Raw genomic sequence first — 23,071 nt, 5'->3', positions numbered from 1 at the left:
CAGCTATGGAGTTCATAGCAAACGTCGTGCCAAATCGGGAACGGCTTGTTTTAAAGGAGTGTCGCTTGTTTTAAGGCGATGAAACTGTGCCAGTTGTGGCACAGGTGGTGCATCAGGTGTCGCAGCCTGTGTCTCAGGTCGAGTCTTAGTGAGTCAGACCTGCCCGTTTGATATAACGATGCAAGGTGGACCGGCTGATTCCAAGCTGCCGAGCCGCTGCGCTGACATTGCCACCACAGGCCTGTAAGACCTGCTGCCAGGACGATTCCCCGGCCGAGTGCACCGTTGTCGGGCTGCCTGTAGAGGTGGCAAGGCGCCGCTCTCGCAAAGCCTCTGGCAAATCCTGCACCTCAATGCAGGAGCCTTCTGCCAAGGCCAAGGCCAGCACCAAGGCATTGTCCAGTTCGCGCAAATTACCCGGCCACTCGTAAGCTTGCAGCGCTTGCCAGGCCTCGGGGGACAAACCGGGCACATCGCCCTTATTACGCCGATGCAATATCTGCTGCACCAACCATTCCAGATCACTGCGCTGACGCAAGGCAGGCAAGGTCAGCACGGCCGCATTCAGGCGATACAGCAAATCCGCACGGAAGCGGCCTTGCTCTACCAGGGCACTTAAATCATGGTGGCTGGCTGAAATCACGCGCAGGTCCACGCGCTTGCTTGTGCGTGCGCCCAAAGGCATTACCTCGGACTCGGCCAGTACGCGCAGCAAACGACTTTGCAGGGCCAGCGGCATATCGCCAATCTCGTCCAGGAAGAGAGTGCCGCCATCAGCCGCCTCAATCAAACCCGTGCGACCTCGTGCAGCGCCGCCGGTATACGTGCCGGCCAGATAGCCAAACAATTCGCTTTCAATCAGGCTCTCGGGCAAGGCTGCACAATTGACGGCCACAAAATTCCCGCGACGGCCGCTAGCCGTGTGAATCGCACGCGCCAGATATTCTTTGCCCGAACCCGTCTCGCCCTGCAACAGCACCGGCATCTCCCGCGTTGCCAAACGCGCGGCTTTCAACAGCATGGATTGCATGGCCGCATCCGTGCCCGCCAAGCCGCGCAGAGCCTCTGGCAAAGCGGCATCCACGGCCGCCCCATCCATCCCCACAGACCGATTGCTCAATACACGCCGAGGCTCAATGGCATGGGCAAACAACACGCTGCCATCCCGCGCCATGATGACCCGTTCCTGCGTAGGGCGATAGCGCATCAAGGTCGGTAACTGATCCACTTCCAGATGCACAAAGCGCACTAAGCTCTGCCCCAGCAAGCCCGCAGGATTGCGCCAGTCCACCCCCGCCGCCCGCGCCAGAATCCGGGCACCCGTATGGGTCATGCCCTTGATACGGCCAGAGCCATCAATCGCAATCGCCGCTTCCGGATCAATGTCCAAAAACTCTGGCGACTGCGACAAACATAAAATCCATTCCTGCCGATGGCAGGCCATCAAATTGGCCAGTTCAATACGGCGGGTCGCCGCGTTGGCAAGGTGCAGCGCCAAACCCTGGCTGGCCTTGGCCTGTGGAGACTGCAACAAGGACAAATCCAGCACCGCCGCCAGTTTGCCGTCGTCATGATAGATAGGCGCCGCCGTGCAGGACAGGGGCGCATGCATATGATCGAAATGATCGTTTTGATGAATGGTCAGCGCCTCGCCCGTATGTAAGCAAGTGCCCACCGCGCACGTCCCTGCGCGCTCTTCGGACCATTCCGAGCCCATATACAGACCGGCATGCCGCAAGGCATCGCGCTGGCCTTCCGACCCCAGAAAATCCACTGTGACGCCCTTGTTATCGGACAGCAGCAACACGTAATTCAGCCCGGAAACCTGCTGATAAAGACGCTCCAGCCCGGAGCGCGCAATATTGATCAGGGCTTCGGACTGCTGACGGTGCTCGCGCAACTGGGAGTCCGGCACGATATAGGCCTCGCAGGCCTGGGCCGGGTCCAGCCTGTGATGCTCGATGCACCGTCGCCAGCTATGGACCACGGCCTGATCGCGCCGGGACAGGCTGCCCTGCCAAACAGCCGTGATCTCTTGGACGTGTGCCACATGTGAAGACTGCATATCTGCGCTCATCCCGAAAACAGGCCACCCCCGGGCGGGCGCGGCCTATCTTCCAGTGTGCCGCCATGCTTAGCTGCCGTACATGGAGGTTTTCCTTGAGATGCGGTGCAGCATCAAGCACCCGGACTATCTGATCAGGTCGAAATACGATAACTACGCATGCGCCGCAGTCCTTCAGACAACCGCTCCTGCATGAGCGATTCCAGACGAGGTCCAAGCAGGAGGCGCACCTGATCAAATTGCCCTTCTATCCTGGCCAGCAGCCCGTCAAGCAGCTCCGCCGCTTCTTCATCGCCTGACAAGCCAAAGGCTTTGGCATCGTGTAACGCATTGGCTCGGCTGATCTGGCGGCTTCCATGACTCAACTCCATCGCTAGATACTGAGGGATGAAATCTGGATTAGGAACGACATCAAAAGCGGGCGTCAAACGCCATCGGCCCTGATCATGAAGATAATGGATTGCATGGTTACGGGGATGATCATCGTCATTGCCAATAACCGCATTGAAAATCATGCGACAGAACAATTCAATGGCGTCCTCCTGAGGAGCGCCTATCATCGTCAACGTTCTGGCCAAGTTGGGATAACTCCAGGCCGATGAGCCTGAATGACCGGGATACTCCGTCTGCAGCAAGGATGCCGCACTCAATGTCATGACCCTAAGGCCATGTTGGCGATCAAACCTCAATGAGCGCATCACACTCAGTGCGGAGTCCTCACCAAAACCCGTGTACGCGGTTTGTGCAAAGTTCAAGCCCACTGCCCGGCCCCACTCTTGAGCTGCATGTTCAAGACGCGGAATATCCTCGGTATCAGATGACAGGATCGGTTTCACAAGCCAGAACTGATCACCATCACGAACGGTTGCTTTCGGTCTTGCTCCACCCATACTGGGTGTGGCCATCAGCCGACGACGCAAATGCGGATCCACCGGAGGGCGGCGCAGTTGCATGGCTTGCAGCTCTGCGCTCAGCTTTTCAATTTCTGCGATGGGCGGGGCGGACAATTCTGCGATCGAGGGCTTAGGCGAAGAGCCGACCGCCAGTGCTCCCCAACGCTCGGCATTACCAGCCTTCAGAAGATAAGCATGGTTTGGAGAGCTGTCACTTAATCCGTGTTGCCTTTGAATGAGTAAGCGGCCCCATGCGTCGGGACAAGCATCACGTAGCGCATCATGCAGGCCACCATAGCGACTCGCCTGAATTGGAACAGAGCCACTCAGCGGTAAGTTAACCGGATCAATTGACCATGGTAGACCTGCATCCTGATAGCTAGGCGCATACATAAACTGGCCAAGCTTGGCTGACGAGTCGTGGATATACCGGCCAACGGTCACCCATTGACCCGTGTCAGGCCGCTGCAAATAAACGTATAAGGGCTTAGAAATACTCATCGTCATCTCTGCCCAGTCTTGCACGCCCCTTCGTATCGCCGCTACTCCAATGAGCATCGGGCATTGGCACGATGGATTCGAGCAGACCGAGTGCTGCCAGAGCAGTCAAATAGCTCCCCATCGTCACAGCCGGATCGCCTCGCTCCATTCGGCGTAATGTACTTTCCGAGACCTCGACTCTTGAACTAAAGACTCGAGCTGTAATTTTCTGAGCAACACGTTGAGTACGAATGCAGCGCCCCCAAACCAGGGCCCGTGACTCGACGGCTGGCAAGTAAAAAGGGGTAGGGGCAAGTTTTTTGGGCATGGCACAGACAACAAATATCGTTCATAGATAACCGTTTATATCACATAAACTATAATCTATGAACGCTTTTTGACGGATCCTCCTGGCTTTCTGACCCTCACACAAGCTGAGAATCCTTAGCCAGCTCCGCCAAGTGTTGAGCAAAACCCCCTTCTGCACCCGCTGCATTCACATGGTCGAAATACTCGTACCAGCCGCTGGCTTTGATACCGGCCAGCAATGCTTGGCATGCCTGTTGATTTGGAAAACGCCAAATGCCCATAAAGCGGTGGTCGCTGGCGTGATCAATATCGTGTTCAGTCGCAGCCAGAGACAATACCTCAATACCCAGGCTGGAAAGTCCGCCCATTGCTTCCTGCAGACTGGCCAGAAAGTGCTGTCGCTGCTCGGCAGGCAGTGCATTCCACTTGGCATTGGGTGAATAAAGCTCGATCAGATAGTGAGACATAGGCGGGTTTCCTTTCGCTAAAGATACGCACAACGTGCTGAAAATCTCAATTTAGTTAGATATCTAATCTTATAGTTTCGCACTAAATACCGCAAGCAATCCAAACACATAGAAAAGCCCGAGCTCAGCATGACGCCGAACTCGGGCTTAGATCCACCTTGTCAATCAATCATGCAGCATGGCTGCTGGTGAAACCAGCTTAGAACTGGATACGCACCATCCGTTCTTTGGTCCCTTTTTCCTTGCTGTTACCATCGTTCTTCACCGACACGTACAAGGCTTTTTCAGCGGGGATGTATTCCAGGCTGTTAGGGTGTGGGGCCAGCTCAATGGTTTGCAGCGGCTTGTAGTTCACCGTGTCAAATACGCTGACCGAGCCCTTGCCTTCTTTCTCGCGCACACCACCTCGGTTGGCTACAAACAGACGCTGGGATGCGGCATCAAAACGCAAACCAATCGGCACTTCGCCGGTGGGCATGACCGCCAGGGTTTTGCCGTTAGAAGCGTCCAGCACAAACACTTGGTGGCCTGGGCTGCGACGCTTGTACTCACGCTCCAGGTGCAGATTACGGGCGTCATCACGGTCAATCCCCTGGTCTACCCCGAAGAGGCGGTTGTGCTCGGGGTCATAGCTCAGGTTCAACAGTTGGTCCGCCTGTGTTTCCCACACTTGGTCAATGTTCAGCGTCTGGCTGTTCACCACCATGATCTGGCCCTGCATATTGGAGACAAACAAGCGGTTATTGGCCTCATCCAGGGTGATGCCCACGACGTTATAGCCAAAGCCGGGCAGCACTTTTTCCAGTTCCATAGTCTGGGTATTCACCACGAACAGCACGCTGTCGAAACCCAGGCCCAGACCAGGCGCAAACACGCGGTGGTTTTTCTTGTCCACCACCAATTCACGCATCTTGTACTGGAAGTCCTCGGTGACGTTAAAACGCTCCAGCATCTTTAACAAACCCTCTTTGCGTGCCTGACCAAAATCCGCAGCCGCAATGGCTTCCTGGAAATTGATTTTTTCTTGTACGGCAATACGCTTGATCAGTTCCTTGCGAGCGGTATCAACCACGGCAATACCGCCATTAAAGCCCTGTGTCAGATAAAGTCGGTCGGCCGCATCGTCCAAAGCCACGCCAAAGCTTTTAACGTCCATCGGGATTTCTTGCTGGATCGCCAAGGTCGTGGGATCCAGCACCAAGGTGCGCGACAAGGTTTCATCCTCCCAGTTTGGCGAGGACACGAACAAACTGGATTGCTTGGGGCTGTAGACAATTTCCAGCACCTCAGCGGCCGTGGTTTTTTGCATGATCTGTTCTTGAGTGACGGCTTGATAGGCAACGGGAGCGGGTGTCTTGGCATGAACATAGTTCGTGGATACTCCCATTGCCAAGGCAAGGTAAACCGCAGAAACAAGAGAGCGAGAAGTAAACAAGGTCATAGAATCGGCTCGAAAGAAGATAGGAAAAAGGCTTACCACTGGTAATCAATGGACAGATGCACATTGCGCGGCGCGCCGTAACGTGCCCGGAAGATCACGAAGTTGTCGTAATACCGTTTGTCAAAGAGGTTGTTGACGGTGAGCTTGGCATTCCAGTGCTGGTTCACGCGGTAATTGGCGTGCAGACCCACCAGGGCGTAGCTGCTATGGGTGTCTTCCAGCGCCTTGCCATTGCTGGCGGTATAAGGGCGGCCGGCCGTCCACAGATCCCGCTTGCCAAACCAGTTCACGGTGGCACCGGCGCTCAGGCCCTGCAACGCACCAGAGAACTGGTACATGGTGCCCAGACGGAAGGTTTGGCTGGGAATGTAGGTGTGGATACGCTCGCCCTCGCCGTCTTTAGTGCTGGCGTAGCTATAAGAAGCAAATACGTTCCAGTTCTTGCTCAGTGCGCCGTTCAGTTCCACTTCAAAACCCTTGGTTTTGTTGCCTGCGCCCGAAGATACATAGGGGCGGCTGCCATCAGGCAAGAGGAAATCATCCGGCACCGAAGGGTCCAGCACGGCCAGATTGTTTTGACGGGTCTCGAAAGCAGCCAGGGAGAACTGCAGAGCCTCGTCCATCACGCTGCCTTTCAGACCGATTTCCCGGTTAACCCCGGTGATAGGATCAAGGAAGTTCTCGTTGATGTCTTTGTAGCTTTGCGGTTGGAACAGGCGGGTATAGCTGGCGTAGGCAGTCAGGTTCGGGTTGATGTCATACGTCACTCCAAAGTACGGCGTAATTTCATTGCGGTTGCGCAATTCATTGGACACGCCGGTGAACTGGCCGTCTTTACCGTAGTTGTCGCGGTAGGTTTTGTAGTCCGACAAGCGCATGCCCATGATCACATTCAGCGGATCAATAATGTTCAGACGCGTGCCGGCAAAGAAGCCGTATTCGCGTGTGTGGACCCGGTTCCATTCCCCTGTACGGCTGACACTGGGCTCGGGCATATAGCCGTCCCAATCGTAAATATTGGGAATGAACCAGTTGCGGGTATCGCTGACCTGCATGGTGTACGTGGTGTCACGCTTGCGAGTGCCGTTAAAACCAAACATCAACTGGTGCTCACGGCCAAACATCTTGAAAGGACCATTGGCCGACAACTCCAGGTTGTCCTGATGGCGATAGCCATTGGCGGCCAGGTTAGCGCGGATACCCATACCGGATCCGTCCGGACGCACCACGGGGTTCACGCCCTGCCCCAGACCGGTAATCAAGGCATCGCCATCGTCACGTTGATGGCTGTAGCTAAGCTTGGCATTCCACTTGTTTTCAAACTCGTGCTCGACCGAGAAGAAGGCGTTTTGATGCTTTTTATCCCAGTAGGTCCAGTCCGGCACCAGCGACATGGAACGCGAAACGTCAATACGGTCACCCTCGCTGGTAAACAAAGGCACGCCCATATTGCCTTCACCACGCAGCTTGGCGGTTTGATAGTCGTAGCCTGCGGTCAGCAAGGTTCGATCAGTCAGGTCAAACTCCAGCATGCCGGACAGCAAGTCGTTCTTGTGATCCTGGTGATCCATGAAGGAGTCCGCTTGCTTGCGCGAACCAATAACGCGCATCCGTAAACGGCCATCCTCGGTCAGCGGGCCAGTCACATCGGCTGTCACACGCTTATCGTTCCAGGAACCATAGTGGGCGCTTAATTTGCCGCCAAACTCAGCCTGAGGGCGTTTGCGAATCAGGTTGATCAAAGCGGAAGGCTCGCCGGTAGGAGACAACAAACCTGTCGCACCGCGCACGACTTCCACGCGGTCGTATAAATCCATATCCAGAGAAATAGGATTGAATGCGCCACGTCCAGCCGCCCGGTAGCTGCTTTGCACGCCATCCACCTGCACATTGCTGATGTCAAAGCCACGAGCCTGAAACTGAAAGCCGCCACCGACTGCCGCCGTATTGGCCGTCACGCCGGTGGTGAAGTTCATCACATCATCAAAGCTGCTCAGGCCAAAGTCATCCATTTGCTGACGCGTCATCACACTGACCGATTGCGGGGTGTGCTGGGTGTCCATGTTCAGACGAGTGGCGGTACTACTGGTGCCATTGAGCGTGTACAGGCCGGTGTCTTCAGTCGCGCGGGTCAGGCTGCCCTTAACACGCACGGGTTCCAACTGAGTGGTTTCCGTAACAGGCCACAAGTTCACCGTATTGGCATCACGCGAGTAGCGAATGCCCGTGCCAGCCAGCAAGGTATCCAAGGCCTGCGCGACGCTGTAATTGCCTTTCAGACCCGCACTTTGCTTGCCTTCGGCCACACTGCCCGCGCCAACCAGATACACCCCGCTCTCTTGCGAGAAACGCATCAGCACACGGCTCAAGGGGCCGGCTGGAATGTCATAACGCTGGATCTTGTCGGCCGTCGGGCTGTTTTGCGTAGCCGCCTGGACAGGCTGGATACTCACAACAAAGGCGCTGCCGGCCATCAACACAGACAGGGCCAGGGCCAGTGGACGCAAAGAGGCGCAATGCGATCCTGCATCCTTGGACAGGGAAAGGGGATCGGGGCGACGATGCATAAGGAGACATCCTTCAAAAACACGGGTCAGTCACAATAAAAACGATGAACCTGAACGATGTTCTTGCGTTGATGTTCAGTACTGAGCGGGCACTGCGGCCCGCCTCCTGCTTCATTGGCCTCACGCCAATCAGGTCCTCTTACTGTCTAAAACCACCAAGTCTCCAAAACCCGGAACCTGCTTTTGCATGTTTTTGAGGGTTTTTTACCTAAAACCGGGCAAGCCTTTGAATTTAATCGGTTTTTATTTTTGTAATTTTTATGATGATTGCTGCTGCTATGCCCTGCGCAATCAATCCAGAGCTTGCACACTGGTCCACCAGGGCATGGGCTGGTCGATACGAATCGGCAGTGCCGAAGCCAACATTTTCAGCACACGGTCCGTGTCATGAATGGGGAAACTGCCATAGACCTTCAGGTCAGCCACGGCATCATCCACACCCAGATAGCCTTTGCGGTAACGACCTAATTCCTTGATCACGCTACGCAAGGCGATGTTGTCAGCCACCAGAACGCCTTTGGTCCAGGCCTCACGTGCCTGCTCGGCGTCCATGCTGTGCCGGATGCGCTGCGCACTAAAGTGCACCTGCTTGCCCGCCTGTACCGTGGCGGTGTTTTGACCTTTTGCCGTAGACACCTGCACGGCCCCTTCATAGACCGCCAACTGCGTACAGTCCTGGTCCATACGCACATTGAATTGCGTACCCAAAGCGCGCATATTGCCCTGCGGGGTTTGAACGGTGAACGGCCTGTCCATGTCGTCCTTGGCCGTCTGGATAAAGATCTCGCCCGACATCAACACAATATGGCGAGCCTGCGCAGTGAACTTCACATCAATTGCCGAGGAGGTGTTCAACCAAAGCCGAGAGCCGTCTGCCAGCACAATCTGGTTCTGCTCGCCGGTTTGTGTAGAGTGGTCAGCCGCCAAGGCCAGAACACTGGACGGCAGCCAGGAATGACGCCAGCTCAACCAGCTAGCAACTCCCGTTCCTGCCAGCGCAACCACACCGGCCAGAACGCGACGACGTTGATGCAAACGCTCGTTGGCCGTGTGCAATTTCTCCACCACACAGCGCGAATCCGGCACGCTACGTACAGGCTCAAAACTGCGACTGACTTCCTCCACATAACGCCAGGCGGTACTGTGCATCTCGTCCTGCTTAAGCCAGCTCTGCCAGGCGGAACGTTGCTCGGCACTGGCCTTGCCATCGCGCAGACAGGCATACCATTCGGCGGCTTGCATCAAAACGGCGTGGGGAGGAGTGGACGAGGAAGAAAAACTGGAACCGTGCTTCATGAAACTTAGTACTGAGGTTCCTGACGCAATTCTGCGACGGTCTGGCAAGCCTGCAAGCTGATGCAGCCCAACATGGCTTGCGCCACATACTTGCGCACCATGCGGCCGGAAATACCCATTTCTGCGCCGACCTCATCGTCTGTCATCTCGCAAATGACGGCCAGGGTAAACGCCTTGGCCGCTTTGGGAGACAGGCTGCTGAGCATGGCGCTGATCTCTTCCAGGGCCTGCAAAATCATGGCCTGACGTTCTGCCGAGGGGTAAACATTCTCGGGCGTCGCGGCCAGAATATCCAACCAGGCCTGTTCAATTTCCTGACGTCGCCACAAGTTGATGCACAGGTTTTGCGCTGTCTTGCGCAAATAGGCACGGGCTTCGCCGGGACTGGCAAATTGCCAGCGGGAACGGCTGCTTAGCAAGCGTACAAACGTATCCTGCGCCAAGTCAGCCGCCTGGTCTGCCCCACCCAATCGATGATGCAGCCAGCGCTGCAACCAACTGTGGTGGTCGCAGTAAAGTGACTCGACCGAATCGGCCAAAGACACACCTGACAAGGGTAGAACTGAAGATGACACGAGGGTACTCCGCACTGACAGATAATGAGAATCGTTATCAATTATTATATGGTGCTGTCTGTACAGTTCGCTAGCGGTGTGTGTTTGGGGCGACAAATGGGGCTATTTTGAGGGACTCCGCTCGCTTCTTCAGATCTTCAAATACAAAGCTCCCTCTACTGGGCACAAACCTCACTATCGGGTATATCGCTATCAATAAAACTCCGATTTTCTTCTTATTTATGAATAGAATTTTGTAACGGTTAACTTTTTCTGAATACTTCATGGCCCACCAAATTACGGGCTCCAACCGCTTAAAAATCAAAACCCACCGAAATCAATGTCAATTCGGTGGGTTTTGATGAAACTCGGACAGTGTCAATTGACAACAGACCGGACAGATTTTACTTCCGGTCTTTGCCGCTTAAATCTCGCTCACTCCACCGTCACACTCTTGGCCAAATTCCGTGGTTTATCCACGTCCGTACCACGCGAGCAGGCGGTGTGATACGCCAGCAATTGCAGTGTCACGGTGTGCAAGATGGGGGACAACTTGCCGTAGTGCTCTGGCATGCGGATCACGTGCACACGCTCGCTGCTGCCGATACGGGTATCGGCATCAGCAAACACGTACAGTTCGCCACCGCGTGCGTGGACTTCTTCGATATTGGATTTCAGCTTTTCCAGCAGCTCATCGCGTGGGGCGATGGTGACTACAGGCATGGCTTCGGTGACCAGGGCCAGAGGGCCGTGTTTCAGTTCACCGGCGGGGTAGCCTTCGGCGTGGATGTAGCTGATTTCTTTCAGCTTCAGCGCGCCTTCCATGGCGATGGGGTAATGCATGCCACGGCCCAGAAACAAGGCGTTTTCCTTGCTGGCAAAACGATCAGCCCAGGCCATGATTTGCGGCTCCAGTGCCAACACGGCTGCGATAGCGGTAGGCAAATGGCGCAGGGCTTTCAGGTAGTCGCCTTCCTGCTCCTGATTCAGATGTCCTTTGACTTGAGCCAGTGCGATGGTCAGCAAGAACAAGGCGGTCAACTGGGTGGTGAAGGCTTTGGTCGAAGCCACGCCAATTTCTACGCCAGCACGGGTGATGTAGGACAGTTTGCACTCGCGCACCATGGCGCTGGTGGCCACGTTGCAGATGGTCAGAGTCTGCTCCATGCCTAGGCTGCGGGCATGCTTCAAGGCGGCCAGGGTGTCGGCGGTTTCGCCGGACTGGGAAATCGTCACCACCAAAGTGCGGGGGTTGGGCACGCTGTCGCGGTAGCGGTATTCGCTGGCGATTTCCACGTTAACGGGGATTTTGGCCAGGGACTCGATCCAGTAACGGGCGGTCAAACCGGCGTAATAGCTGGTGCCGCAAGCCAGAATCAGCACATTGTCGATATCCTGAAAAACCTTGTAGGCCTGGTCGCCAAACAGCTCGGGCGTAACGCTTTCAATGTCTTGCAAGGTATCGCCCACCGCACGGGGCTGCTCGAAGATTTCCTTTTGCATAAAGTGGCGGTATGGGCCCAATTCAGCCGCAGCGGTGTGCAAATGCACGGTGTGTACGGGACGATCAACGGTGCGGCCGTCCTTGTCCATGATCCACACTTTATTGATCTGCAGATCGATCACATCACCGTCTTCCAGGTAGATGATTTGATCGGTGGTTCCGGCCAATGCCAGGGCATCCGATGCCAGGAAATTTTCGTTCTGGCCCACGCCGACGACCAGGGGCGAACCATGGCGAGCACCCACCACACGATGCGGCTCATCCTGGCAGAACACGGCAATGGCATAGGCACCGGTCAAACGGCGAATAACCTGCTGCACGGCCTCGAACAGGTCACCGTTGTACAGGTGGTCGATCAGGTGAGCGATCACCTCAGTATCGGTTTGGCTCTCGAACACGTAGCCTATGTTTTGCAGCTCGGTGCGCAGTTCGTCATGGTTTTCGATAATGCCGTTATGCACCAGCGCAATACGCGCTTTGCCCTTGCCGGAGAAATGCGGGTGGGCGTTATGAGTCGCCGGTGCGCCATGGGTTGCCCAGCGTGTGTGAGCAATGCCGGTAAAGCCTTGCAGTTGATCCGCCTTGACCTGCTCTTGCAGCTCGGCCACACGCTGTGTACTGCGTGCCCGCAACAACTGACCCTGCGCATGAACAGCAACCCCGCAAGAATCGTAGCCCCGGTACTCCAGGCGCTGCAGCCCCTCCAGCAGCACGGGAACAATATCGCGTTGCGCCACCGCGCCAACAATTCCACACATAGCCAACTCCTGTTCATGGCCCCTTTTGGTGGGCCAGCTAATCAATTCAATCCGCCTATTCTGATCTGAAACACAAAAAATTTTATGTCTATTTTTTTTCTAAAATGAATTAAAATTTCATTTAATAATCAATATGAAAGAAAAACAAATTTCATTTTATTTAACGGAATTTTATTTCATCATAGATAGATAAACATTGTCATGATTGAACTGGACGAGCTGGACTTACGCATTCTGGAGCAGCTGCAAAATGATGCTTCCATCAGCAATCAGGCGCTGGCTTTGCGCGTGCATGCCTCTGCCCCAACTTGCTTGCGGCGAGTGCGTCGTTTAAGTGAACAAGGGGTGATTCGCAGGCAGGTCGCCTTGCTGGATCCGGAACAACTGGGCCCCAGTTTGACGGCGATTGTAGAGATTACGCTGGACCGTCAGGGTGAAGAATATCTGCAGCAATTCGAGCGCCTGATGGCACCGGAAACTGCGGTGACGCAATGCTATCGGGTCTCTACTGGCGTGGATTTCATTGTGATCCTGCAGGTCAGCGATATGACGGCATATCACAAGCTGGCTCATGCCCTGTTCACCAACCAGGCAAATATCCGCAATATTCGCAGCTTCTTCTCGATTCATCAGGCCAAGTTCGAGACACGAGTCCCTTTACCTGCGGCGAAGATCTAAACCAGGCCAAGTTTTTACGCCGAAACGCTATCGGCAAAGAACATGGCTGTGGCTGTGGCTGTGGCTGTGGCTGTGGCTGTGGCTGTGGCTGTGGCTGTGGCTGTGGCTGTGGCTGTGGCTGTGGCTGTGGCTGTGGCTGTGGCAGGAATTAAAACACACGTGAAGGTCAGCACAAGAGCAAAGAGTAGAACGCGCAGAAGCAGATTAAAACAGCCGCGTTCAGGTTCGTGCGCGTTGTTGCACCAGTTGCTGATACAGACGCAGGTAACGCTGCACCATGACAGCGGGGTCATGCTCCTGCTGCACCCAGCGATGTGCCAGTGCGGCCTGTTGCCGCGCGGCCGTCGGATTGCTCAAAGTGGCGTCCAAAGCCTGGGCGATGGCTTGCGCATCCCCTACCGCGCATAAGGTACCGCGCCCATTGTCCAGCAGCTCGCTCAAGCCCCCCGCCATCGTCGCCGTCACGGGAACGTCATACACGAACGCATCCAGGACACTGGAACCCAGGGCCTCATGCCGGGAACTCAAGACAAAGCCATCCATCAGGCGATACGCTTGTTCAGGGCGAGCTTCAAAACCCGCCAGCTTGTAGCAGGACTCCAGGCCCAATTGCACAATCAGTTCCTGTGCCGCTAAGGACTCGGAACCAGGCGCACCAAAATGCAAAAACACAAAGTCCTGACGACGCTGATACAGGGCATGAACGGCACGAATCAGGGTCAAGGGATCTTTCTCTGCCGTCAATGCTGCCATCGTCCCCAGAACGTGCAAGCCTTGCGGATTCCAACGCTGCCGCAAGTGGTTCACATAGGCGTCGTCCTGCTCCACATAGTCAATGGCGCTGGGAATCACGTCTACAGAAAAACCCAGGCGACGCGGCTCGGCTGCCGCTGCCTGACTGATGGCCACCAGGCGATCCGCCTTGCGCCATTTCCAGCGCGTGCGGCGCTCTTTGGAACTTAAGGGGATGCTTGCTTGCCGCCCACTACGCTGCTCGATACGTTTACGATCAACCGGAAAAGCCGTGCGACGTGTAAAGACGACCCGCTTGGGCAGCCAGAAATGCAGCAGGGCCAACCAGCTCATGCAGGACGCGGTTTGAGAGTGGACGATATCAAAACCACGGCCATGTACCAGCAAGTAGCGCAGTGCGGCACCCACAGAGGCACACTCCACCACGCTCAAGCCCTGCTCTTTGGCACGCTTGGCCAATTCCTCATCGCCTCTGGCCAGCAAGCTGACCTGATGGCCAGCCTGCTGCATATGCAGCAGACTCAACAAGGTCTGCCGCTCGCCACCGCGCCAGCCGCGCTCGAAATTAAGCTGCAGAATGCGCATGGCGACCACCCAGAATCCGCCCATCCGGGCTTGCTATGCCACCAAAGCAGGCAGCACGCCCCCCCTTGCAACGCAAAGGGGGCCATACCAAAGAGGGGCTAACACACATCAAGATTTACGAACCGGGCGCTTCCAGCCGGACACGCTGCGCTGTTCCGAACGCGACAGGGTCAACTGATCATCCGGTGCATTGCGCACCAGGGTCGTACCCGCACCAATCGTTGCGCCACGGCCTACGGTCACCGGGGCCACCAACTGCGTATCGGAGCCGATGAACGCATCGTCACCAATCACGGTGCGGAACTTGTTCACGCCGTCGTAATTGCAGGTGATGGTGCCCGCGCCAATGTTCACACGCTGCCCCACATCGGCATCACCGATATAGGCCAGATGATTGGCTTTGGAGCCTTCGCCCAGTTGGGTGTTCTTGATTTCCACGAAGTTGCCTACGTGGGTGTGATTGGCCAGCACAGCACCTGGACGCAGGCGGGCGTAAGGGCCGATACGGGCTTGTTCGCCAACCTGGGCTTGTTGCAGATGGCTGAAGGCTTCGATCTGTGTACCAGCACCGATGGTCACGTCACGCAGCACGCTATGCGGGCCAACACGCACGCCGTCTTGCAGCACGACCTTGCCTTCAAACACGCAGCCCACATCAATGAACACATCGCGGCCACATTCCAGTGTGCCGCGCAGATCAAAGCGGGCCGGGTCAGCCAGTGTCACGCCTTTTTCCAGCAAGCGACGGGCCTGCTCGGCTTGCCACAAACGCTCCAGCTCAGCCTGTTGAATGCGGCTATTCACACCCAGGGTTTCCCAGCCAGCAGCGGGTTGAGCAGCTTGCACCGACACGCCATCGGCAACCGCCAAGGCGATGATGTCGGTCAGGTAATACTCGCCTTGTGCATTGTCATTGGTAATGCGGGTCAACCAGTCTTTCAGGCGGGCCGTGGGCGCCACCAAAATGCCGGTATTGACCTCTTTCACGGCACGCTCGGCGTCGTTGGCATCTTTGTGCTCAACAATGCGTTGCACGGAACCGTCAGCACCGCGAATGATGCGGCCATAGCCGGTGGAGTCTGCCAGCGTTTCAGTCAATACAGCCACGCCTTGGCCACGCGCGGCCAACAAGCGTCGCAAGGTGTCAGCCTGGACCAGAGGGACGTCGCCATACAGAACCAGCGTGGCGTCATCTTGCTGGTCGCCACCGACCAGTTCAGGCACAGCCTGTTGTACAGCGTGGCCCGTGCCATGTTGAGGTTGCTGCAAGGCAAAGGCCAGCTCGGCCTGAGCGAAGGTTTGCTGAACGCGCTCGGCGCCATGCCCCACCACGACCACAACTTTTTCCGGCTCCAATTCACGTGCGCTGTCGAGCACGTGGGCCAGCATGGATTTGCCGGCGATAGGGTGCAGTACTTTGGGCAGGTCAGACTGCATACGCTTGCCCATGCCTGCTGCCAGAATCACGATATTAAGCATAAAAATTTACCTACTAGGTTGGTCGATCCGTTTTTTTGGTACTACTTTTGGTGCTGCGCGTGGCGGTTTTTTTAGCCGCCGTTTTGGTGGCCGCCTTGGCCGCCGTTTTAGTCGCTGCTTTTGCGGCCGTTTTTACCGGTTTGGCTGTTGCCGGAGCACTGGTCTTGGCAGAAGTCTGGGCATCGGCGGCGGCCGGTTTAGGGGGCTTGGCCGACCCGGCCGCTTTGGCCTTGGTCGCCTGCTGGCGATAGTTTTCCACCTGCTGCATCGATGCGGCTGTAGCGGTCGCCATGGCATCGAATTGCTGTTGCAGCATGTTCCACCACGCTTGCGCAGCGGGATTACCTGCACCTGCGTCCTGCTGAGCGCCGGGCTGTTTATCTTTGGAGCTGTCCTGATTGGCAGCCGCGTCGGGCTGTGGCGACGCTTGTTGTGGCTGTGCCGATGCTTGCTGGAAGGCCGTTTGCGCTGCGGTTTCAGGCTGACTGACCCCAGGCTGGGTGCTCGAGACACTGGCGGCACTCTCGGCCGCTGCAGCACCGGCCGCCATGGGATTGAAAGCCATAAAGGCTTCAAAAGGATTTTTCCCACCAGCAGCCTGGGTGCCTTGCTGCGCCATGGTCTTGATCGCCGCCAGGGTGGAGCGCTGAATCTCCAGCCCCTGGATGGTGGTGCTCAGCATGGACAGGTTCAACTGCAACCAGCTCTCCACTGCACGCAAGTCACGGATACGGCGATCCAGATCATCAGGGGACAAGCTGGGCATCATGCCCGAGCCGACATCGCCCGCTCCCCCGCTGGCCATGTTTTTCCAGGCCTGCGCCATCATATCCATGCTGCGCAGCAATGGATTGTTGCCGCTGCCCAGGGCATTGAAATCAGGTATACCAAAAGGATTCGGGTTCATGCGTCGCTCCCATCAGGTTGGTGCCTGCCCGGTAATGCCCAGGTTCAGGCCAGCTTGTCCAGATGCTGCTTGATGCTGTCGATCAGCACCACTTGCGCTTCCAGGGTGAACAAATCTGCTTCTATCATTTGCCAGGCTTCATCCAGCGTCAATAAGCGAAACTCACTAACCTCGCCGTCCATATTGCGGGGCCGCACATCGTCAGCCAGCACGCAATCGCTAACCAGGGCGTTCTCCACCTGATAGCCTTCCGGCAGGCGACGATGCATGCGCAAGGACACGCGCAAAGGGGTGCAATTGACCAGCACGGACTCGGCCAAACCTGCTTCTTCATAACTTTCGCGTATGAGGGAGGTCTGCAACGATTCACCGCTGACCGCCAATCCCCCGACCAGCGTGTCCCACATATTCGGGTCTGTCGATTTGGTGGGGGAACGACGCGCGGCCCAGATTCGGCCGTCTGTGGACCAACCATTCAAATGCACCGCTTGCGTCAGAAAACCCAAGGGCCGCACGGCACCACGTTCAATGCGGGACAGACATTGCCCTTCTCCGACCACGTCCAACAACTCGTCACGCCAGGCCCGGATGCAACCGCCTTCCTGCAAACGCAAGGCGACCTGATCCAGGACCTGAGCCAAGCTCAGTTCCTGGCTGGGGCAATCGCTCAGACGCAAGACATCTTCTTCAATCGAGACCCCGGGCAAGGGCTCAATACAACGAGCGGCCTTGGGGGTGATCCATCCGGCCACGCGCCCATCAACAGTGACAGGACGGCTGCCCGGCGGGGGCAATTGTTGCAGCTGACTGGTCAGGCTGGCCATGCGCTGACGCAAGGCCTGAGTAAGTGATCGGTTCTGGAACAAAGTCATAGTCGGCGATTGTAATTCAAGCCTTGCTCCGTTACGGCTTTTGTAGCGTTTAGTCCAACCTTGTCGTCTAGGGACATACCCTGCCCTTGAAGGCTAAAGCAAGTTCTATATAATTTCCGTGAACAAATAAGCAATTAAAAACTTCGAGCGGACCAGCACTTAGCTGCCACAAGCCCGCCACTGCAACACAGCAGTTTCTTCCAGCGTTGGATTTTTCGGAGCGTTGACGCAGCCGAACCCCGGTTTGGCATGGCAACACCAAAAGAGGGACAACAATGAAGATGTGGAGAAGTTTATTTGCTCTGACCGCCTGTTCGACGGCAGGGCCTAGCTTGGCTCAGGTCACCAATATGGAAGGTGGCCCCCGTGTCAATCAGCTCAATTTGCATAACGGGGTTACCCCCATCGCCCAGGACATTGCCTGGCTGCATTGGATGATGCTGATTATCTGTACCATCATCTTTATTGGCGTGTTCGGTGTGATGTTCTATTCCATCATCCGGCATCGCAAGTCCAAGGGTGCAATTGCCGCGCGCTTTCACGAGCACCTGGGGGTGGAAGTAGCCTGGACTATCATCCCCTTTCTGATCGTGATCGGCATGGCGCTGCCTGCCACCAAAACGGTGGTGGCCATGAAGGACACCAGCAGCGCCGATCTGACCGTCAAGGTCACGGGTTATCAGTGGAAATGGGGCTACGAGTATCTGGACGGCCCAGCCACGGGCGTGAAATACCTGTCCAACCTGTCCACCCCCCGCGCCCAGATTGAAGGTCGCGAACCCATTGGCCCCAACTATCTGATGGAAGTGGACAAGCCACTGGTCGTGCCGGTCAACAAGAAAGTGCGCGTCATGCTCACTGCCGAGGATGTCATCCATTCCTGGATGGTGCCCGAGTTTGGCGTCAAGCAAGATGCCATCCCTGGTTTTTTGCGCGATACCTGGTTCCGTGCGGATAAGGTCGGCACCTACCGTGGCCAATGTGCCGAGCTGTGCGGCAAGGACCATGCCTACATGCCCATCGTGGTGCAAGTGATGGAGCAAGACGACTACGACACGTGGGCCAAAGAGCAGAACGACTTGATGACTGCCCAGGCCGACGATCCCAATAAAGAGTGGACAAAAGACGAGTTGATCGAGCGCGGCCAACAGATCTTTGCGCAAAACTGCGTGGCTTGCCACCAGGCCAACGGTAAAGGCATGCCCGGCACCTTCCCCGCTCTGGATGGCGATACGAAGTTTGTCCTTGCCCCCAAAAAAGGCCAGATTGACACGGTGTTAAATGGTCACCCTGGCACCGCGATGGCCGCCTTCCGCAATCAACTTAACGACGTTCAGATTGCAGCGGTCATTACCTACACACGCAATGCCTGGGGCAACGCGGGCAAAGGGCCTGATCCTGTCGTGATGCCCGCCGATGTCCAGCAACAGCGCTAATTCTGCGCGCACCGCCTATCACACTATCAATCCATCCCTGACTACGGCCAGGGGGAGTGCAGCAAGGAGTCAAGCATGAGTAGCGTCACCGTCGACCATGTAGCGAACCCGAGCGGACATGATGATCACCATCATGCCCATGCCACCCCTAGCGGCTGGCGTCGCTGGCTGTTCGCCACCAATCACAAAGACATCGGGACCATGTACCTGATCTTCTCCTTTGTGATGTTGCTGGAGGGCGGCGTGCTGGCCTTGCTGCTGCGTACAGAACTGTTCCAGCCGGGCTTGCAATTTTTCCGGCCCGAGCTGTTTAACCAGTTCACCACCATGCACGGCCTGATCATGATTTTCGGCGCGATCATGCCGGCATTTGTGGGCTTTGCCAACTGGATGATTCCGTTGCAAATCGGTGCCTCGGACATGGCCTTTGCCCGCATGAACAACTTCAGCTTCTGGCTGCTGCCCGTGGGCGCGATTCTGTTTACCGCATCTTTCTTTGTGCCGGGCGGCGCACCTGCCGGTGGCTGGACCATGTATGCACCGCTGTCCTTGCAGATGGGCCCCGGCATGGACTTCACTATTTTTGCGGTTCATATTCTGGGCGCGTCCTCCATCATGGGAGCCATCAATATTGTGGTGACGGTATTGAACATGCGCGCCCCTGGCATGACGCTGATGAAAATGCCGCTGTTTTGCTGGACCTGGCTGATTACCGCGTACCTGTTGATTGCGGTCATGCCTGTGCTGGCCGCTGCCGTGACCATGCTGCTGACCGACCGCCACTTTGGCACCCACTTCTTTAACGCAGCCGGTGGTGGCGATCCGGTTCTGTACCAGCACATTTTCTGGTTCTTTGGTCACCCCGAGGTCTACATCATGATCTTGCCGGCCTTCGGGATTGTGTCGGCCATCGTGCCGGCCTTCTCGCGCAAGGCCCTGTTTGGCTATGCCTCCATGGTGTATGCAACCGCCGCCATTGCAATTCTGTCCTTCCTGGTGTGGGCGCACCACATGTTCACCACCGGCATGCCAGTAACCGGGCAGTTGTATTTCATGTACGCCACCATGCTGATTTCCATTCCGACCGGGGTGAAAATCTTTAACTGGGTGGCCACCATGTGGCGCGGTTCGCTGTCTTTTGAAACGCCCATGCTGTTTTCCATCGGCTTTATCTTCGTGTTCACGATTGGCGGCTTTACCGGCCTGATCCTTGCCGTAGCCCCCATTGATATTGCGGTTCACGACACCTATTACGTGGTGGCTCATTTCCACTATGTGCTGGTAGCCGGATCGCTCTTTGCCCTGTTTGGTGGTGCCTACTACTGGCTGCCCAAGTGGACAGGCCGCATGTACAACGAACGTCTGGGCAAGATCCACTTCTGGTCCACCATGATCTCGTTCAACGTGACCTTCTTCCCCATGCACTTTCTGGGTCTGGCAGGCATGCCACGCCGCTATGTGGACTACGCTGGTCAGTTCACGGATTTCCACCAGATTGCCACCATTGGCGCCTTCTGGTTTGGCCTGTCGCAACTGCTATTGATCTACATCGTGATCCAGGCCGCTCGCGGTAAAGGGGAAGTGGCCAGTGCCAAGCCCTGGGAAGGCGCAGAAGGTCTGGAATGGACGGTGCCCTCGCCCGCCCCGCATCACACCTTTGAAGTCCCCCCTGTCGTCAAGTAACACTGGAGGAACGCCCATGACCCCCGAACAACGCCGTCGCAACCGCCGTCTGGGATTGCTCCTGGCCGTGTTCGTCATTGCCATCATGGCCTGGACCTTTCTAAAAGGCAGTCAATTTCTAGGACAGTGATATGGATGACGATTTTCGGGACCTCACACGGCGCAAGCTCAGTTTTTTCCAGACATTGAAAGCCATTGCCTGGGGTTTTTTTGGAGTCCGTCGTGGCAGCGACCATGAACAGGACATTGCCAAGATCAATCCGGTCTATCTGATTATTGCCGCCTTGATCGCCACGGTTGTTTTCGTTGTGGGCCTGATTATGGTGGCCCGCTGGTTCATTGGTCAGGCCGGCTGAACCCTGGCCGGATACTGTGCCCCAGGGCACATGACCCGAAGGAGAACACTATGCATGTCGAGACTACGGCTCACCCATCCAAGGCGCCGTATTACTACGTCCCCGGCTTGTCGGGACACCCGGTACGCGCCAGCCTTTCCCTATGTCTGACGCTGCTGGGTGCGGCAACCTGGATCAATAACTGGCCGGGCGGTTTCTGGGTGTTCCTGGTCGGGATTCTCAGCTTCCTGCTGGTCCTGTTCTTCTGGTTCAGCGACGCCGTGCGTGAATCCGAAACGGGCCTGAACAGCACACGCGTAGACATCTCCTATCGCTGGAGTATGTCCTGGTTCATCTTTTCCGAAGTCATGTTTTTTGCCGCTTTTTTCGGGGCGCTCTGGTATACCCGCGAAATTTCCACACCGCTGTTAAGCGATCTGGATCACCGCGCCCTGCTCTGGCCGGACTTTACCGGGACATGGCCCAATCAGGGGCCAGCGGGCACGATCGCTCCGTTCCAGACAGTTGGCCCGCTATGGCTGCCAACGATCAACACGGCTTTGCTGCTGACCTCGGGCGTTACCCTGACCATCGCTCACCATGCACTGCGCGCCAGCAAGCGTAGCAGCGCAATCTTCTGGCTGTTCATGACGGTCGCACTGGGCTTTGCCTTTGTGGCCTGCCAGGCCTACGAGTACCTGCACGCCTACGCCGAACTGAACCTGAAGTTCACCTCCGGCGCCTATGGGGCCTTGTTCTATATGCTGACGGGTTTTCACGGCTTTCACGTGATTATCGGTGCCACCATGCTAACGGTGATGCTGATACGGTTGATGCGCGGTCACTTTACCGCCGAGCACCACTTTGGTTTTGAAGGTGCCGCCTGGTATTGGCACTTTGTGGATGTGGTGTGGTTGGGCTTGTATCTGTACGTCTACTGGTTCTAGTGATTCATGCCCCAGGCCCATTTCTTCGGGCCTGGGTTTTTACCTCAGGCCAAGGGCACGCCGGTGCTTTCAATCCAACCCAGATAATGGGCCAGCAACACAAACAGGAACAGGGCCACGGACAAGCCCACTCGCCAGGTCAAGGCATAGGCCATGCGATTGGAGTTACCCCGGTCCCGCATCAAATACACCAGGGCCGAACCCAGCGACACAATAATCCCCAGAAACACGATCAGAACTAGCACACGCATTACGTCTCCCCCGCTTCAGGTTGAATGGATGTCCAGCAACAATTCTCGTTCTTCTTCGACTCGACCCCTGCTTGCCCTGGTTTGTCTGGGTTTGCTGATGCTGCTGTTCATTAGCCTGGGGCGTTGGCAACTGAGCCGCGCACAGGAACGTCAAAGCCTGGCACAACAAATTGAACAAGGCCGCCAACAAGCTCCCCTTCATATTGATTCCCAGGCCAGCCTGGATAAAGGTGCCTTGTGGCAGTCTGTCGCCGTGCACGGCTCCTGGCGCAGTGAGTTAACTGTACTCCTGGATAATCGCAATTTCAAAGGTAAGCCGGGCTACTGGATTGCGACTCCTTTTGTGCTGGACGAAGGTGATCTGGCAGGCTCCAGCCTGCTCGTACTCCGAGGTTGGCTAGCTCGCGTACCGGGACAGGCGCCTAGCGTACCGGACGCACCGTCCGGCTCCGAGACCATCTCCGGTGAATTACTGGAACGCGTGCCGCGTCTGTTTGAGCTAGGCAGCAGTCCCTTGCCCGAGCACTTGCCCAGCCCTTCTGGTACGCCCCCTGTGGTGCAGAACCTGGCCCTGGAAGATCTGCGCAGCCGCATTGATCTGCCTGTACTGCCCCGTGTGCTGGCCCAGACCGCCCCCGCCTCGCAGTTGCAAACCAACTGGCCCGACCCGAATATCGACTTTGAAAAGAACCGGGGCTATGCCCTGCAATGGTTCGGTTTTGCCCTGATTGCCCTGTGTGCCTGGATCGGTGTAGCGTGGAAATGGCTACGACGCTCCAGACCCAACTTTGCCCCTACAAGGAAAACCTGA

The 23,071-nt window shown here is 56.4% G+C and carries 20 protein-coding genes; 7 read left to right on the top strand and 13 right to left on the bottom strand.

Translation table 11 applies throughout. The annotated features are described in order from the left end of the window. Window positions 1-145: 145 nt before the first annotated feature. From CA948_RS14510 to glmS, 8 genes are all read right to left on the bottom strand, one after another. A complete protein-coding gene (locus tag CA948_RS14510) occupies window positions 146-2,065 on the bottom strand; it encodes a sigma-54-dependent Fis family transcriptional regulator (RefSeq protein ID WP_108728781.1) in 1,920 nt (639 codons plus the stop codon). A 134-nt stretch (window positions 2,066-2,199) separates the two neighbouring features. Continuing rightward, the gene (locus CA948_RS14505) at window positions 2,200-3,459 is read right to left on the bottom strand and encodes a type II toxin-antitoxin system HipA family toxin (RefSeq protein ID WP_238988604.1); all 1,260 of its coding nucleotides are present in this window, start codon (window positions 3,457-3,459) and stop codon (window positions 2,200-2,202) included. Window positions 3,460-3,863: 404 nt separating this feature from the next. Further along, window positions 3,864-4,214 carry a DUF6616 family protein gene (locus CA948_RS14500; RefSeq protein ID WP_094198048.1) on the bottom strand — a complete coding sequence of 117 codons (351 nt, stop codon included), beginning with the start codon at window positions 4,212-4,214 and terminating at the stop codon, window positions 3,864-3,866. A gap of 199 nt (window positions 4,215-4,413) precedes the next feature. Then, entirely contained in the window at window positions 4,414-5,655 is a 1,242-nt protein-coding gene (locus tag CA948_RS14495) for a YncE family protein (RefSeq protein ID WP_238988603.1), read from the bottom strand. Between the two features lie 32 nt (window positions 5,656-5,687). Further along, window positions 5,688-8,222 carry a TonB-dependent siderophore receptor gene (locus CA948_RS14490; protein WP_108728373.1) on the bottom strand — a complete coding sequence of 845 codons (2,535 nt, stop codon included), beginning with the start codon at window positions 8,220-8,222 and terminating at the stop codon, window positions 5,688-5,690. Window positions 8,223-8,513: 291 nt separating this feature from the next. Next, window positions 8,514-9,518 (bottom strand): FecR domain-containing protein, encoded by a 1,005-nt coding sequence (locus CA948_RS14485; protein ID WP_108728372.1) that lies wholly within the window; start codon window positions 9,516-9,518, stop codon window positions 8,514-8,516. 5 nt (window positions 9,519-9,523) lie between these two features. Next, on the bottom strand, window positions 9,524-10,093 hold the full coding sequence (locus tag CA948_RS14480; RefSeq protein ID WP_238988602.1) for a sigma-70 family RNA polymerase sigma factor: 570 nt from the start codon (window positions 10,091-10,093) through the stop codon (window positions 9,524-9,526). A gap of 414 nt (window positions 10,094-10,507) precedes the next feature. Then, on the bottom strand, window positions 10,508-12,334 hold the full coding sequence (glmS, locus tag CA948_RS14470; RefSeq protein ID WP_094198052.1) for a glutamine--fructose-6-phosphate transaminase (isomerizing): 1,827 nt from the start codon (window positions 12,332-12,334) through the stop codon (window positions 10,508-10,510). Window positions 12,335-12,535: 201 nt separating this feature from the next. Here glmS and CA948_RS14465 point away from each other — a divergent pair, with 201 nt between their 5' ends. Continuing rightward, window positions 12,536-13,012: an Lrp/AsnC family transcriptional regulator gene (locus tag CA948_RS14465; RefSeq protein ID WP_094198053.1), complete on the top strand. Its 477-nt coding sequence runs from the start codon at window positions 12,536-12,538 to the stop codon at window positions 13,010-13,012. A gap of 219 nt (window positions 13,013-13,231) precedes the next feature. On the opposite strand, the gene CA948_RS14460 is transcribed toward CA948_RS14465, so the two are convergent. From CA948_RS14460 to CA948_RS14445, 4 genes are all read right to left on the bottom strand, one after another. Next, on the bottom strand, window positions 13,232-14,374 hold the full coding sequence (locus tag CA948_RS14460; RefSeq protein ID WP_238988601.1) for a glycosyltransferase family 4 protein: 1,143 nt from the start codon (window positions 14,372-14,374) through the stop codon (window positions 13,232-13,234). Between the two features lie 84 nt (window positions 14,375-14,458). Continuing rightward, complete coding sequence (gene glmU / locus CA948_RS14455; protein ID WP_094198055.1) at window positions 14,459-15,829, bottom strand: bifunctional UDP-N-acetylglucosamine diphosphorylase/glucosamine-1-phosphate N-acetyltransferase GlmU; 1,371 nt, start codon at window positions 15,827-15,829, stop codon at window positions 14,459-14,461. A 13-nt stretch (window positions 15,830-15,842) separates the two neighbouring features. Continuing rightward, entirely contained in the window at window positions 15,843-16,736 is an 894-nt protein-coding gene (locus tag CA948_RS14450; protein WP_108728371.1) for a PhaM family polyhydroxyalkanoate granule multifunctional regulatory protein, read from the bottom strand. 44 nt (window positions 16,737-16,780) lie between these two features. After that, window positions 16,781-17,608: an NUDIX hydrolase gene (locus CA948_RS14445; RefSeq protein ID WP_094198057.1), complete on the bottom strand. Its 828-nt coding sequence runs from the start codon at window positions 17,606-17,608 to the stop codon at window positions 16,781-16,783. Window positions 17,609-17,883: 275 nt separating this feature from the next. Here CA948_RS14445 and coxB point away from each other — a divergent pair, with 275 nt between their 5' ends. The 5 genes from coxB to CA948_RS14425 all read left to right on the top strand — a co-directional run bounded on the left by coxB (window position 17,884) and on the right by CA948_RS14425 (window position 22,009). Beyond that, on the top strand, window positions 17,884-19,044 hold the full coding sequence (coxB, locus tag CA948_RS14440; protein ID WP_094198058.1) for a cytochrome c oxidase subunit II: 1,161 nt from the start codon (window positions 17,884-17,886) through the stop codon (window positions 19,042-19,044). Window positions 19,045-19,119: 75 nt separating this feature from the next. Further along, complete coding sequence (ctaD, locus tag CA948_RS14435) at window positions 19,120-20,727, top strand: cytochrome c oxidase subunit I (protein WP_094198059.1); 1,608 nt, start codon at window positions 19,120-19,122, stop codon at window positions 20,725-20,727. Window positions 20,728-20,743: 16 nt separating this feature from the next. Beyond that, window positions 20,744-20,857 carry a cytochrome oxidase small assembly protein gene (locus CA948_RS17800; RefSeq protein ID WP_219003578.1) on the top strand — a complete coding sequence of 38 codons (114 nt, stop codon included), beginning with the start codon at window positions 20,744-20,746 and terminating at the stop codon, window positions 20,855-20,857. 1 nt (window position 20,858) lies between these two features. Next, window positions 20,859-21,083: a DUF2970 domain-containing protein gene (locus CA948_RS14430; RefSeq protein ID WP_094198060.1), complete on the top strand. Its 225-nt coding sequence runs from the start codon at window positions 20,859-20,861 to the stop codon at window positions 21,081-21,083. Window positions 21,084-21,133: 50 nt separating this feature from the next. Continuing rightward, window positions 21,134-22,009 carry a cytochrome c oxidase subunit 3 gene (locus CA948_RS14425; protein WP_094198061.1) on the top strand — a complete coding sequence of 292 codons (876 nt, stop codon included), beginning with the start codon at window positions 21,134-21,136 and terminating at the stop codon, window positions 22,007-22,009. A 44-nt stretch (window positions 22,010-22,053) separates the two neighbouring features. Here the strand turns inward: CA948_RS14425 and CA948_RS14420 are convergent, their stop codons facing one another. Further along, on the bottom strand, window positions 22,054-22,260 hold the full coding sequence (locus tag CA948_RS14420) for a twin transmembrane helix small protein (RefSeq protein WP_042485541.1): 207 nt from the start codon (window positions 22,258-22,260) through the stop codon (window positions 22,054-22,056). Between the two features lie 28 nt (window positions 22,261-22,288). Here CA948_RS14420 and CA948_RS14415 point away from each other — a divergent pair, with 28 nt between their 5' ends. Next, window positions 22,289-23,071, top strand: coding sequence for an SURF1 family protein (locus tag CA948_RS14415; RefSeq protein ID WP_108728370.1), 783 nt, complete (start codon window positions 22,289-22,291; stop codon window positions 23,069-23,071).

It is taken from the genome of Alcaligenes aquatilis (genome assembly GCF_003076515.1).
Classification (GTDB): Bacteria; Pseudomonadota; Gammaproteobacteria; order Burkholderiales; family Burkholderiaceae_B; genus Alcaligenes; species Alcaligenes aquatilis.
Note: the sequence above shows the minus strand (reverse complement) of the source record. Positions and strands in the feature narration are given on the sequence as shown.